This window comes from Micromonospora sp. ATCC 39149 (genome assembly GCF_000158815.1).
Lineage (GTDB): Bacteria > Actinomycetota > Actinomycetes > Mycobacteriales > Micromonosporaceae > Micromonospora.
Map to the genome: position 1 here is coordinate 3358948 of NZ_GG657738.1, position 13123 is coordinate 3372070.

Genomic DNA, 13123 nt, shown 5'->3' on the forward strand with positions numbered 1-13123 from the left:
CGTCAGCGCGATGTTCGGGTCGGGTAAGGATCGGCCGGCAGCCGCACGGTGAACGCCGCGCCGCCCTCGGCGGCGTGCCCGGCGGCGATCTCCCCACCCAGCCGGCGGACCAGCCCGGCGGCGAGCGCCAGCCCGAGGCCGCTGCCGACCTTGCGTACCCCCCGGTAGCGCTCGTGCAGCGCACCCCGGTCGAAGGCCACCGCCAGGTCGTCGTCGGTGAAGCCGGGGCCGCCGTCGCGTACCTCCAGCACCCCGCTGGCGGCCGGGCCCGCTCCGGCCCGCCGGGCCGCGAGCACCACCGGCGCCCCCGGGGGTACGACCCGCAGCGCGTTCTCCAGCAGCCCGTCGATCACCTGCCGGATGCGCCCCGGATCGGTGTACGCGGGCACCGTTCCGTCGGTGATCTCCACGCGGAACGCCACCCCGACGGCCGCGCAGCGGCCGGCCCAGGTGCGTTCCACGTCGGCGGCCAGCCGGGTCAGGTCGACCGGCACCGGTTCGAGGGGGAAGTCGGCGGCCTCCAGCCGGGCCAGCGCGAGCAGGTCGCGGACCAGTCGGTCCAGGTGCTCGGCCTCGGCCAACATGGTGCGTCCGGTCTGCGGTGCCTCGTCCGCGCCGATCACCCCGTCGGCCAGCGCCTCGGCGTACCCGCGGATGGCGGTGAGCGGGGTACGCAGCTCGTGCGAGACGGAGAGCAGGAACTCCCGCTGCCGGCCCTCACTGGTGGACAGCGCGGCGGCGAGCCCATTCAGGGCCAGGGCCAGCTCGGCGACCTCGTCGGGCGGCTCCACCGGCACCCGAACCGCCCGGTCACCGGCGCTGAGCCGGGCGGCGGCGGTGGCGGCGACGCGGATCGGTCGGGCCAACCGGCGGGCCAGCAGCATCCCGGCGGCCAACCCGGCGGCCAACCCGGCGAGCAGCGGCAGCCAGAGGCCCCGGACGACCCGCCCCCACAAGCCCGGCGTGGCGGGTCGGGTCAGCACCACGCCGTCCCCGCCGGGCAGCGACCGCCCCTCGACGAGGGCGCGTTCGCCGGACACCAGCCGCAGGCCGGAGACGTTGTTGCCGGCGGAGACCCGGTTGACCACCTGCCGGGGCAGGCCGGCGTGGTCGACCGTGCCGGCGCGGATCACGTACACGTCGATGTCCTGCTCGCGGAGCTGGCGGATCAGCCGGTCGCCCGCGGCGTCCCGCTGCCCGGGGGCCCGGACGCGCAGCACGTCGGCGGCGAGCCGGACCTGCGCCGCGAGCGCCTCCTGGTCGCGCCGTTCCTGGCCGCGCACCGCCAGCGGGGCGGCCACGAGCGCGGTGACCAGCACCGAGACGAGGGCGACCGCGCAGGTGACCAGCACCGCGCGGGCGGTGAGGGTACGGCCGACACGGCGACGCGGTGCCTGGGCCGGACGCGGGCCGATCACCGGCAACGCCACGGTGGGCTGGGCCGGCGCGGACAGGCCGGCGGGGGGCGGGCGGTCAGCCATCGGCGGCGTATCCGACGCCCCGGTGGGTGCGGATCACGCCGGCCGCGCCGCCCAGCTTGGCCCGGACCTGCGCCACGTGCACGTCGACGGTGCGGGTGCTGGAGTGGGCCGCGTACCCCCAGACGGCGGCCAGCAGCTCCCCCCGGGTGAAGACCCGGCCGGGCCGGGCCATCAGGTGCGCGAGCAGGTCGAACTCGGTGTAGGTGAGCTGGATCGGCTCGCCCGACACGGTCACCGTGCGCCGGGTCGGGTCGAGGGTGACCGGGCCGACCGTCCGCACCCGTTCGACGCCCTCGGGCACGCCGACCGTGCGGCGCAGCACGGCGCGGACCCGCGCCACCAGCTCGCGCGGGCTGAACGGCTTCGTCACGTAGTCGTCCGCGCCGAGCTCCAGGCCGATGATCCGATCCACCTCGTCGTCGCGCGCGGTGAGGAACAGCACCGGCGTCCAGTCGCCGGCCTCGCGCAACCGCCGGCAGATCTCGGTGCCGGCGAGCCCGGGCAGGGCGATGTCCAGAACGCAGGCGACCGGGCGGAGCCGGCGGGCGGCGGCAAGCCCCGCCACGCCGTCGCGTTCCAGGTGTACGCCGAAACCATCCCTGGTCAGGTAGAGCCGGACCAGATCGGCGATGGCCGGCTCGTCCTCGACGACGAGGACAAGCCCGCGCTGCTGTGCGTCGACGGTCACCGGACCATGATTGCCGACCGACGCCCAACGGGGATGTCAGAACATGTTCGAATCAGGTAAGGACCCGGTCAGTGGACCACGACGGGCCGGAGCGCCGTGCCCCGGGAGGCCGCCGGCGCGTCGCCGATGGTGGCCACGACCCGCTCGCGGGGGGTGCGCCGCCGGGCGCGGAACGCGTGGTGCAGCAGCGCGTCGAGCTGCCACACCTGTCTCGGGTGCTGGGTGCGGATGACGAACCGTTCCCGCACGCCGTCGATGGCAGTGGCGGCCAACTCGACCGCCGACTGCCGGGGGTCGGCGCTCCAGGTGACGTCGCTGAGCTCGCGCAGCTCGGCGTTGAGGTGCAGGCGGAGCCGGTGCAGCACCCGGGTCTGCCGGGTGATCACGAGCCGGCGGTGGGTGAGCAGCAGCAGATACTCGCCGGCCGCCCGGTTCGGCCGGGCACACCGGGCGACCAGGACGGTGGCGTCACCGGCGCCGACGCAGCGGCGGAAGACCGGCACGTGCCGGCTGACGGCCTGCGCGGCCAGCCCGGTCTCGGCGGCGGCCGGGAGGAACGTTCGGGAGAAGACGTCCATGACGTGACCAACGACGCCCACCCGGTGCGTGATATGGGCAACGGCCAATCTACGGAACTTCCACCGGAAAGGAAGGGCCCCTTGTTAACGCATCCGGTAGAGAAGGGTCCCCTCCTCACAAACGTCCGGCAGCGGGTCCCGGCAGCGGGTGCAGGGCTTGGCCGTGCGGCCCGGCCCAGGCGACCGGCACCCCGTCGAGGCAGAGCAGGAAGCGGGTCGTGTCGTCCGGTGGGGCCGGGGCGGCGATCCCCGGCAGCACCCCGGGCACCTCGTTGGCGATCCAGTGCCCGGGCAACCCGGTGACCGTGCGGACGAACCGGGCCCGTGCGTCCGCCGGCACGTACGCGAGCACGGCGCTGTGGAACACCACGAGGGTGGCGTCCGGCGGCGCGGCGGCGGCCAGGGCCGGCAGGTCGGTGAGCAGGTCACCCCGGCGCAGCAGGGGCGGGTCGGCGCGGGCAATCCGGGCCGCCGCCGCCAACCGCGCCCGCCGCTCGTGCTGGTCGGGCCAGACCAGGGCGGTGAGCCAGCCCAGATCGTCGGCATCGGTGACGTCCAGCGGATTCAGGTCGAGCCCGGCCCGCCACACCACCTGCGGCACCCTCTCGGGCAGCGCGCCGCCGCCCCGGACCGCGCAGGCGAGCTCCACCGGGCTCCCGGCGGGCCCGACCACGTGGTCGGGTGCCCCGGAACGTCGGTAACGGTAGCGGTAGGCGTCCGGGTAGAGGCAGAGGCCGGCGGACGCGCCGACCTCCAGCAGGGCCAGCGGCTGCGGCAGCCGGGCCAGCAGCGGCAGCAGCACCGCGCACCGGGCGGCCTCGTTGGTCTGCGTCCGCCGGGCCCGCACGGTCGCGGCCACCTCGGCCCAGTGCTCGGCCGTCCAGCGTCGGAACGCCGCCGGGTCATCGACCGGGCCACCCAGGTGTCGTACGGCACCGAAGAGCAGGTTGGGCTGCCGCTTCGGCTCCGGCAGGCCGTCGAGGAGCGCGATCAGCCGGCGGTCACCGGCGACCGCGTGGGCCAGCCGCTCGTACGTGGGGGACTCGCCCCGGGCCTCGCGCTTGCCGAACTCCCGGTACCACCGCGCGGTGTCCATTCCGGAGAGCCTGCCGGCGGCGGACCCGCTGCGCCATGACGGCCGCCACTTTCCCGTCCGGCGGCTGTCAGAGCCGGTCGGGCTCGAACAGTTCGCCGAGCCAGCCGGGGACCGCGGCGGCGTACTCGGCGCGGGTCGGGTCCGGCGTGCACAGCGCGCGCCGCCAGGACAGCGCCCGGCTGACCTTGGCCACCGTGACCGCGAGGCCGGCCACTTCCCGCAGGTCGGCGCGGTCGTACCGGTCGGTCCACGGTTCGAGGTACGCGTCGCGCAGCCGCAGCAGCACCGGGTCGCCGTCGGGCAGCTCGAAGGAGTGCGCCACGGAGTTCAGCGTCACCAGCAGCGTCCCGAACGGGTGGGCGACGGAGGCGTCCCCCCAGTCGAAGAATCGGTGGTCGGCGGCGAACACGTTGCCGTCGTGCAGATCGTCGTGCTGCACGCTGGCCGGCACCCCGGTCGCGGCGAGCCGGCGGCAGCGCTCGGTGTACTCCGGGAGGAACCGCCGAAGCCGTGCCAACGTCTCGGGGGTGAGGCCGTCCGGCGCGCCGACCAGCAGGGCGTCGGGGTCGTCGAGCAGCCCCGCGAAAAGCTCGGGCATCGCCTCGGGACGGTGGTCCGGCACGCCGACGGCCAGCATCTCGTCGACCCGGGGCGCGACGGCGCGCTGGAGCGCCGCGTACCCGGTCAGGACGCGTTCCCAGACGGCCGGTTCCCGGTGCCGGGCGAGCGCGTCGCGCAGCGTCTCGCCGCCGTCGGGCAGCAGCGACCAGCCCAGGTCGGCGTCGACCGCCACCGGTTCGGGCACCCGGCCGGGGGCGATCCGGGCCAGCGCGCCGAGCAGCCCGGCCTCGAAGCGGGTGCCGGCGTTGTTGGCCTTGAACCAGTACGGGCCGGCGTCGGTGGGCACCCGCCACACCAGCGACCAGGGGCGGACGCGGGCTTCCGCCGGCCCGGTGACCCGGCGGCCGGCCCGGCCGAGCCACCCGGCGACCCAGTCGCGGGCGTGGGCCTGCCAGCGCGGGTCGGACCAGTCGACGGGCGGTAGCGAGGAGCCGGTCACGCTGGGCAGGATAGGCAGCCGAGCGGCGCTGGGCGAGGAGTTTTCCGCGTCGCTGAGGTGGTCGAGCTGCCTGCGGGCCCGCCGCGCCTGGTCAGAGCAGTTCGACGATGGTGGCGTTGGCCATCCCGCCGCCCTCGCACATGGTCTGGAGGCCGTAGCGGATGCCGTTGTCGCGCATGTGCTGGAGCATCGTGGTCATGATCCGGGCCCCGGACGCGCCGAGCGGGTGACCCAGGGCGATCGCGCCGCCGCGCGGGTTCAGCCGCTCCGGGTCCGCCTCCGTCTCGGCCAGCCAGGCCAGCGGCACCGGGGCGAACGCCTCGTTCACCTCGTACACCCCGATCTCCTCGATGCCCAGCCCCGCGCGGCGCAGGGCCTTCGCGGTGGCCGGGATGGGGGCGGTGAGCATGGTGACCGGGTCGTCGGCGGCGACCACGGCGGTGTGCACCCGGGCCAGCGGGCGCAGGCCGTGACGGCTGGCCCACTCGGAGGTGGTGACCGCGAGCGCGGCGGCGCCGTCGGAGATCTGGGACGCCGAGCCGGCGGTGACCACGCCGTCGGCGCGGAAGGGGGTCTTCAGGCCGCCCAGCTTCGCCAGCGAGGTGTCCCGGCGGATGCCCTCGTCGGCGGCGAACTTGCCGCCGTCGGCCAGGACCACCGGGGCCAGCTCCGGGTCGAACGCCCCGGCGTCCTGGGCGGCGGCGGCCTTGACGTGGCTGGCGAGGGCGAACTCGTCGAGCTGGGCGCGGGAGAAGCGCCAGCGGGCGGCGATCAGCTCGGCGCCGACGCCCTGGCTGAACGGCAGCGGGTCGTCGTCGGCGAAGCCCTCGACGCCCCGGTAGCGGTCGCGGACCTGGCCGCTGAACGGCATGCCGCCGCCGACGCTGGAGCCCATCGGCACCCGGGTCATCGACTCGACGCCGCCAGCGACCACCAGGTCGGCCTGACCGGACAGCACGGTCGCGGCGGCGAAGTGCAGCGCCTGCTGGCTGGACCCGCACTGCCGGTCCAGCGTGGTGCCGGGCACCGACTCGGGCCAGCCGGCGGCGAGGACGGCGTTGCGGGCGACGTTCCACGACTGCTCGCCGACCTGGGACACGCAGCCCCAGATCACGTCGTCGACCTGCCCGGGGTCGATCCCGGTGCGCTCGGCGAGGGCGCGGAGCACGTGCGCCGAGAGGTCGACCGGATGCACGGCGGCGAGGCTGCCCTCGCGTCGCCCGACCGGGGTGCGTACCGCACCGACGATGACCGCGTCACTCATGTTTACTCCCCGGTAACCTGGCTGCCCCGATACTACGTCCTCCGCCGTTCGGTCGCCCCCCGCGACGCCGGGCCGACCGGGGGCGGACGCGGCTGGCATCCTGGTGGGATGGAGTCGGCAGGGACCTCCGAAGCGTCGTCGGCCCGGCAGTGGCGGGTGCCGCCGGTCCTGCCGGCGGTGAAGCTGGTGGGCGCGGCGGCGTTGGTCGGGCTCGGGCTGTTGTTCGCCGACGGCGACCGGGTGCGGCTGGTGCTCGCCGGGGTGGTGGCCGCCGGGCTGGCCGGCTGGGCGCTGCGGGACCTGCTGGCCCCGGTGCGGCTCGCGGTCGACCCAACGGGGATCACGGTGGTCCGCGGCTTCGCGGGCCGGCGGCGGCTCGACTGGGCGGCCGTCGAGGCGATCACGGTGGACCGGCGGCCCCGGCTGGGCCTGTCCACGGAGGTCCTGGAGATCGACGCGGGCGAGTCGCTGCACCTGTTCGGCCGGTACGACCTGGACGCCCCGCCCGGCGAGGTGGCCGACGCGCTGCGCGCCGCCCGCCCCTCCTCGACCGGGCCGGACCGCGCTAGCCGGTCAGCATGAGGGTGCGGACGACCGCCAGGGCGAGCAGCGCCACCAGCAGGATGGTCCCCCCGGCTGCCTGGAACAGCGTCCGCCGGGACCGGGGGGCATACGCCAGCATCAGCGCCATGGCCCCGCCGGTCACCAGGCCGCCGAGGTGGCCCGGGATCGAGATGCCCGGAACGGTCAGGGTGAAGACCAGGTTGATCACCAGGACCGGCAGTACCGAGGAGATGTCCCGTCCCATCCGGCGTTCGATCACGATCAGCGCGGCGAAGAGGCCGAAGATCGCGGTGGACGCACCGGCCGTGGTGGCGTTCTCGGCGCTGAACAGGTAGGCGGCCACGTTCCCGCCGAAGCCGGCGATCAGGTAGAGGGCGAGGAACCGCAGCGGGCCGAGGTTGGCCTCCAGCGACCGGCCGAGCACCCACAGTGCCCACATGTTCAGCAGCAGGTGCACCACGCCGTAGTGCAGGAACATCGCGGTGACCAGGCGGTACCACTCGCCCTGGACGATGCCGTGCACGCTGCCGTCGGGGAACAGGGCGTGGCCGAGCACCGAGCCCCAGTCGGTGAGCGGGGTGCTGCCGCCCATCAGGCCGCCGAAGCCGGAGCCGCCGGCGACCGCGTCGCCACCCCGGTCGGAGGCGATGGACAGGAGCATGAGCAGCACGTTGAGCGCGATGAGCGCCTTGGTGACGTAGCCAAGGCGGCCGACGGCACCGCCACCGAAGGCGGTACGCGCCGGCCGCACGCTACGGCGTCCCTCGTCCACGCACTCCGGGCACTGGTGCCCGACCGAGGCGTCCCGCATGCAGTCGGGGCAGATCGGCCGGTCGCAGCGGGTGCAGCGGACGTACGTCTCCCGGCCGGGGTGCCGGTAGCAGACCGGGGTGGTCGGCGGGGACTCACTCACGGCCGCTGCCTCCCGGTGCCGCGGGGCGCTCAGTCATGCGAGCAAAGGTACCTCGCCGAGCCGGTCAGGCCGGGACGCGCTCGATCTCGACGCGCTCGATGACCACGTCCTGAAGGGGACGGTCGCTCGGGCCGGTGGGGGTGTTGGCGATCGAGTCGACGACCTTCGCCGACGCCTCGTCGGCCACCTGGCCGAAGATGGTGTGCCGGTTGTTCAGGTGCGGGGTCGGGCCGACGGTGATGAAGAACTGCGAGCCGTTGGTGCCCGGCCCGGCGTTCGCCATGGCCAGCAGGTACGGCCGGTCGAAGCGCAGCTCGGGGTGAAACTCGTCACCGAACTTGTAGCCCGGGCCGCCGCGACCGGTGCCGGTCGGGTCACCCATCTGGATCATGAAGCCGCTGATCACCCGGTGCGAGATCGTGCCGTCGTAGTACGGCCCGTTGCCCGGCTGACCCGTACGCGGGTCGGTGTACTCCTTGTTGCCCTCGGCCAGGTCGACGAAGTTGCGGACCGTCTTCGGCGCGTGGTTGGGGAAGAGCTCCAGCCGGATCGGGCCGGCGTTGGTGTGCAGGGTGGCGTAGACAGCCTCGGCCACGGGTACTCCTCACTCGTTGGTCAGTTCCATGCGGATCCTCCCATGTGCCCGATCTGGCAGTGCGGAGGCATCCGAAGGTGGAGGATGACGAAGGAACAACTCCCAGGAGGTGGGACCGTGTTTGGAATCGTCCGGCGCAAGACCCAGGGACAGCTGGCGAGGGCCGAACTGAACCAGGGCATCGGCCACCTGAGGCAAGCCGCGACCTACGCGGCCAAGGGGGCCGGCGCCACGGTCCGCCCTCGGGTCCAGGCGGCCCGGGGAGCCGTCGCGCCGACCGCCCTCGTCGTGCGGGACCGGGCGTCCAGCGGTTTCGCGTCGACGGTCGCGGCCCTCGCGCCGCTGGCCCTGGCCGTCCGCAACGCACAGGCCGAGGCGACCGGGAAGGCCGTCGCGGGGAAGAAGGCCGCCGCCGCCCGACGGGCCGCGGAGAGCAGAAAGGTCAAGGCGAAGATCATGAAGGGGAAGCGGAAGCAGAAGCGGTCGCGCGGCACGATGGTCGGCCTGCTGGCCGCCGGCACGGTCGCCGGCCTGGCCGGCGCCATGGCGATGCGCCGCCGCCGCGAGCAGCAGGAGTGGTCCGAGTACGACCCGACCCGCACCCTGGAACCGGCCCGCGACGAGGTGGACACCCTGGTCGTGGAAACCCCCTCGGCGAACGGCGCGAAGGTGACCGATTCATCCACGATGTCCAGCGGCTCGCCGGCGGCGGGTGGGCCGACCGGGGCCGGCAGCTCGGCGGTGGCCGGGGGCGACAGCGCCTCCACCACCCGGCCCGGCGCCCGGCCGGTCATTCACCCCACCGACCGGGTCCCCTCGGTCGCCGAGGGCGCCCGGGACGTCTCCGGCCGACCGGCCGACGACCTCGACAAGGCGCTCGGTAAGGAGAACAAGGCCGGGTCCGCCGGCCGCCGCTGACCCTCGTGCCATCGCGCCCACGGCGCGGCGACGGCCCCCGTCGTCCCGCGCCGTGGGCGTGCCCGGGTGACCGTTGCGGCGAGGGCGGTCAGGGCCAGCCGTTACGGCGCGACCAGCGGTACAGGGCCAGCCGTTACGGCGGAGCCGTCAGAGCCAGCCGTTACGGCGGAACCGTCAGAGCCAGCCGTTACGGCAGAGCCGTCAGAGCCAGCCGTTACGGCAGAGCCGTCAGAGCCAGCCGTTACGGCAGAGCCGTCAGAGCCAGCCGTTACGGCGGAGCCGTCAGAGCCAGCCGTTACGGCGGAACCAGCGGTACAGGGCCAGCGAGATGGCCAGCATCAGGGCGAGCACGACCGGATAGCCGTACTTCATCTTCAGTTCCGGCATGTTCTCGAAGTTCATGCCGTAGATGCCGGCGATCGCGGTCCAGACCGCCGCGATGCCGGCCCAGGCCGCGATCTTGCGCATGTCGTTGTTCTGGTCGACCGTGACCTGGGCCAGCCGCGCCTGGAGGATCGAGTTGAGCAGGTCGTCGTACGAGTTGACCTGTTCGACGGTGCGGCTGAGGTGGTCCTGCACGTCCCGGAAGTAGCGCCGCACCTCCTGCGGGATCTCCCGGCTGACCTGAGCGGTGAGGGTCAGCAGCGGGCGTTGCAGCGGCACCACCGCCCGCTTGAACTCGACCAGTTCCCGCTTCATCTGGTAGACCCGCTGGATACGCCCGGTGCTCTGCCGGTCGAACACGTCGGCCTCCAGCACGTCCAGGTCGTCCTCCAGCCGGTCGGCCACCTCCAGGTAGAGGTCGACCACCCGGTCGGTGATCGCGTACGCGACAGCCCAGGGGCCATGCGCCAGCAGTTCGTGCTTGGCCTCCAGGCCGGCGCGGACCGGGGCGAGCCGGCAGGCGTCGCCGTGCCGGACGCTGATCACGAAGTTCGGGCCGATGAAGAGCATCACCTGGCCGGTCTCGACGACCTCCGAGTTCTCGGTCAGCTCGTCGTGCTCGCAGTACCGGGCGGTACGCAGCACCAGGAAGCTGACTTCGCCGAAGCGTTCCAACTTGGGCCGCTGCTGGGCCTTCACGGCGTCCTCGACGGCCAGCTCGTGCAGGCCGAAGGTGTCGGCGATCGCGGTCATCTCGGCCAGCTCGGGCTCGTGCAGGCCGATCCAGACGAACCCGCGCTCGCGGCGGGCGGCGGCCAGTGCCTCCGCGTAGTGCCAGTCCCCGGGTTGCCGCCGGCCGTCGACGTAGAGGGCGGAGTCCATGACCGCGCTGCGGCCGGTGCCGGTGCCGCGCGGCGTGGAGGCGCGCTGGCTGCCGTCGGCGTTGAGGATCCTGGTCATCGCCCGCACCGGGGCCCAGGCCCGGGGCTTGATCGCCCGCCCCCCGGTTGGCGACGTGGCCTCGCTCCGCTCCGCCCGGTCCGACATGGCGACCCCCTCCCCCCGCTGCCGCGACCGCCGACGCCGCCGCGGGTAGCAGGGTACGCCCGCCAGACCTGGGCCTGCCGCCGTCGGCCGGCGGGAGTGATCGAGGGGGCGGGGGCGGCGCCGGGTGGGCCGGGCCGCATCAGGGGGGTGAGGGGCGGCCCGGCCCACCCGGCGCACTTGGGGGCGGGGGTAGTGCCTACGCGCCGCTGGTCGGGGCCGTCGGGCCCGCGTCGGGGCAGGCCAGCCGACCGAGATGAGCGGCGCTCGCAGCATTGTGGGCTTTCGGCCGGCCGGGCGGGAGGCCCCACCCGGCCCACACCGCGCTTCTGTCAGAAATTTGACAGAAATTCAGCTGCGGACGGCCGCCATCGCCTCCGCGAGCCGGCGAACACCCTCGTCGATCCGGTCCGCCGTGACCGCCGAGAAGGCCAAGCGCAGCGCGTGCTGCCCGCCGGCGAGCACGAAGTCGCTGCCCTTGACCACCGCCACTCCGCGCTCCGCCGCCGCCGGGGCGAGGCGGTCGACCAGGACGTCCTCGGGCAGCTCGACCCAGAGGAAGTAGCCCCCGTCCGGCTCGACGAAGCGCGCCTCGGGGATGTGCCGGCGCAACGACTCGGCGAGCACCCGGGCCCGCTCACCCAGGGCGGCGCTGACCGTCTCGATCGAGCGGGCGATGTCACCGGAGACGCAGAACTGGTGCACGATCGCCTCGGACACCATGCCGGGCGAGATGTAGAGGCTGGTGGCCTTCTTCGCGATGTCGCTGATCAGGTCCGCCGGCCCGACCAGGTACCCGACCCGCACGCCCGGGCAGACCGTCTTGGTGAAGCTGGAGGCGTGCACCACCACGCCCCGGGTGTCCATCGACAGCATCGAGGGCAGCGGCTCGCCCCGGAACCGGATGTCGGCGTACGGGTCGTCCTCGAAGAGGGTGAAGCCGTACTCGGCGGCCAGGTCGAGCAGCTCCCGCCGCTTGTCCAGCGACAGCGTGACGCCGGCCGGGTTCTGGTAGTTGGGGATGACGTGGGCGAGCTTCGGCCGGACCCCGGACTCCAGTAGTTTGCGCAGCTCGGCGGTGTCCAGGCCGTCCGGTTGAACCGTCACGCCGTGGATCTCGCCACCCATCCGCTGAAGGTTCAGCAGCGTCCGGTCGTACGTGGGACGCTCCACCACGACCGCGTCGCCCGGCCGGACCAGGTGGTCGAAGAGGAACGCGTCGGCCTGGAGCGAGCCGTTGGTGACCAGCACCTGATCGGCCTCGACGCCGTGCTTCTCCGCAATCCACTTCCGCAGGGGCGGGTACCCGACGGAGGTGCCGTACGCCGTGACCCCGGCTGGGTCGGCGTCGAAGGCGCGGACGGCGGCGGCCTTGAGCCCCTCGACATCCACGATGTCCAGCGAGGGAGCGCCACGGGCGAAGGAGATCAGCTGCTCGGCAGTCATGCGGACGAGCCTAGGGCCTGGTCCGGGCGGTCCGACCGGCATACACGCCAAGTTCAACATGCGGGCAGCGGACGGGCGGCGAACGGCCGAAGCGGGGACCACCGGAGGTACGCGACACTCTCGGTGTCGATTATCGGACCAGTGTCTGGCCGCGCCCGCGCGACCGCCGAAGGATAGGCGTCCGCGCGGTGCCCGGGGACACGGGCCGGCGGGTGGCACCGAAGGAGTGGTGAGGTTCACGTGACCGAGGACGGTACGGGTCGGCTCGACGACCAGGCGTTCGCCGAGTGGTTGGCCGGCGAGGCCGGCGTGGCGCTGACCGCGCTCCGCGCCGAGCAGGGCTTCGCCGACCCGAAGGCCCTCAAGGACGCGGGGGACAAGGTCTCGCACGACCTGATGTCGACCGCCCTGGCCCGGTGGCGCCCGGCCGACGCGGTGCTCTCCGAGGAGCAGGCGGACAGCCGACGGGCCTGGGCCGACGACCCGTCCGCCGGGGACCGGCCGACCCGGCTCACGGCGGACCGGGTGTGGATCATCGACCCGCTGGACGGCACCCGGGAATTCTCTGAGGAAGGGCGCGACGACTGGGCTGTGCACGTGGCACTCTGGCAGCGGTCGGCCGCCCCGGACGGCGCGCTGGTCGCCGGCGCGGTCGGCATGCCGGCCCGTACCGGCCCCGGCGGCACGCCGCTGGTCCTCGGCAACCGGGTCCCGACCGCGCCGCCCGTCGACGGGCCGCTGCGGATCGCCGTGAGCCGCAGCCGGCCGCCCGCGTTCGTGAGCGAACTGGTCGAGGGCATCGGCGCCCGCGCGGTGCCGATGGGCTCGGCCGGGGTGAAGGTCTGCGCGGTGGTCACCGGCCAGGTCGACGCGTACGTGCACGCCGGGGGCCAGTACGAATGGGACTCGGCTGCCCCGGTCGCCGTGGCCCTCGGCGCAGGCATGCACGCGTCCCGGATCGACGGCTCACCGCTGCGCTACAACCGGGACGACCCGCGCCTTCCGGACCTGCTGGTCTGCCGTCCGGAGCACGCGGAGTCCCTGCTCGCGGCCATCGACCGCTACCGTTGACGACGCCCGCTCCGGCACCGT

At 74.1% G+C, this 13123-nt stretch carries 13 protein-coding genes; 3 read left to right on the forward strand and 10 right to left on the reverse strand.

What is annotated here, in order from left to right; genetic code table 11:
* Positions 1-2: 2 nt before the first annotated feature.
* The 6 genes from MCAG_RS14190 to MCAG_RS14215 all read right to left on the reverse strand — a co-directional run bounded on the left by MCAG_RS14190 (position 3) and on the right by MCAG_RS14215 (position 6167).
* Positions 3-1481: a HAMP domain-containing sensor histidine kinase gene (locus MCAG_RS14190; RefSeq protein ID WP_007073669.1), complete on the reverse strand. Its 1479-nt coding sequence runs from the start codon at positions 1479-1481 to the stop codon at positions 3-5.
* The gene (locus MCAG_RS14195) at positions 1474-2169 is read right to left on the reverse strand and encodes a response regulator transcription factor (protein WP_007073670.1); all 696 of its coding nucleotides are present in this window, start codon (positions 2167-2169) and stop codon (positions 1474-1476) included. The genes MCAG_RS14190 and MCAG_RS14195 overlap by 8 nt, the downstream gene beginning before the upstream one ends.
* A 68-nt stretch (positions 2170-2237) precedes the next feature.
* On the reverse strand, positions 2238-2747 hold the full coding sequence (locus MCAG_RS14200) for a hypothetical protein (RefSeq protein ID WP_036373406.1): 510 nt from the start codon (positions 2745-2747) through the stop codon (positions 2238-2240).
* 115 nt (positions 2748-2862) lie between these two features.
* Positions 2863-3843 (reverse strand): DUF2332 domain-containing protein, encoded by a 981-nt coding sequence (locus MCAG_RS14205; protein WP_007073672.1) that lies wholly within the window; start codon positions 3841-3843, stop codon positions 2863-2865.
* 67 nt (positions 3844-3910) lie between these two features.
* On the reverse strand, positions 3911-4903 hold the full coding sequence (locus tag MCAG_RS14210; protein ID WP_036373409.1) for an aminoglycoside phosphotransferase family protein: 993 nt from the start codon (positions 4901-4903) through the stop codon (positions 3911-3913).
* A gap of 91 nt (positions 4904-4994) precedes the next feature.
* A complete protein-coding gene (locus MCAG_RS14215) occupies positions 4995-6167 on the reverse strand; it encodes an acetyl-CoA C-acyltransferase (protein WP_007073674.1) in 1173 nt (390 codons plus the stop codon).
* Positions 6168-6275: 108 nt separating this feature from the next.
* Here MCAG_RS14215 and MCAG_RS14220 point away from each other — a divergent pair, with 108 nt between their 5' ends.
* Positions 6276-6749 (forward strand): PH domain-containing protein, encoded by a 474-nt coding sequence (locus MCAG_RS14220; protein ID WP_007073675.1) that lies wholly within the window; start codon positions 6276-6278, stop codon positions 6747-6749.
* Here MCAG_RS14220 and MCAG_RS14225 read toward each other — a convergent pair.
* Both MCAG_RS14225 and MCAG_RS14230 read right to left on the reverse strand, forming a co-directional pair.
* Positions 6733-7644 (reverse strand): rhomboid family intramembrane serine protease, encoded by a 912-nt coding sequence (locus MCAG_RS14225; RefSeq protein ID WP_007073676.1) that lies wholly within the window; start codon positions 7642-7644, stop codon positions 6733-6735. The genes MCAG_RS14220 and MCAG_RS14225 overlap by 17 nt on opposite strands.
* A 64-nt stretch (positions 7645-7708) precedes the next feature.
* Entirely contained in the window at positions 7709-8239 is a 531-nt protein-coding gene (locus tag MCAG_RS14230) for a peptidylprolyl isomerase (RefSeq protein WP_007073678.1), read from the reverse strand.
* An 84-nt stretch (positions 8240-8323) separates the two neighbouring features.
* Here MCAG_RS14230 and MCAG_RS14235 point away from each other — a divergent pair, with 84 nt between their 5' ends.
* Positions 8324-9157 carry a hypothetical protein gene (locus MCAG_RS14235; RefSeq protein WP_036373411.1) on the forward strand — a complete coding sequence of 278 codons (834 nt, stop codon included), beginning with the start codon at positions 8324-8326 and terminating at the stop codon, positions 9155-9157.
* Between the two features lie 282 nt (positions 9158-9439).
* Here MCAG_RS14235 and corA read toward each other — a convergent pair whose 3' ends face one another.
* Together corA and MCAG_RS14245 are read right to left on the reverse strand one after the other, a co-directional pair.
* On the reverse strand, positions 9440-10588 hold the full coding sequence (corA, locus tag MCAG_RS14240) for a magnesium/cobalt transporter CorA (RefSeq protein WP_007073679.1): 1149 nt from the start codon (positions 10586-10588) through the stop codon (positions 9440-9442).
* 348 nt (positions 10589-10936) lie between these two features.
* On the reverse strand, positions 10937-12031 hold the full coding sequence (locus tag MCAG_RS14245) for a PLP-dependent aminotransferase family protein (protein ID WP_007073680.1): 1095 nt from the start codon (positions 12029-12031) through the stop codon (positions 10937-10939).
* Between the two features lie 240 nt (positions 12032-12271).
* On the opposite strand from MCAG_RS14245, the gene MCAG_RS14250 reads away from it, so the two are divergent.
* Entirely contained in the window at positions 12272-13102 is an 831-nt protein-coding gene (locus tag MCAG_RS14250; RefSeq protein ID WP_007073681.1) for a 3'(2'),5'-bisphosphate nucleotidase CysQ, read from the forward strand.
* Positions 13103-13123 lie beyond the last annotated feature (21 nt).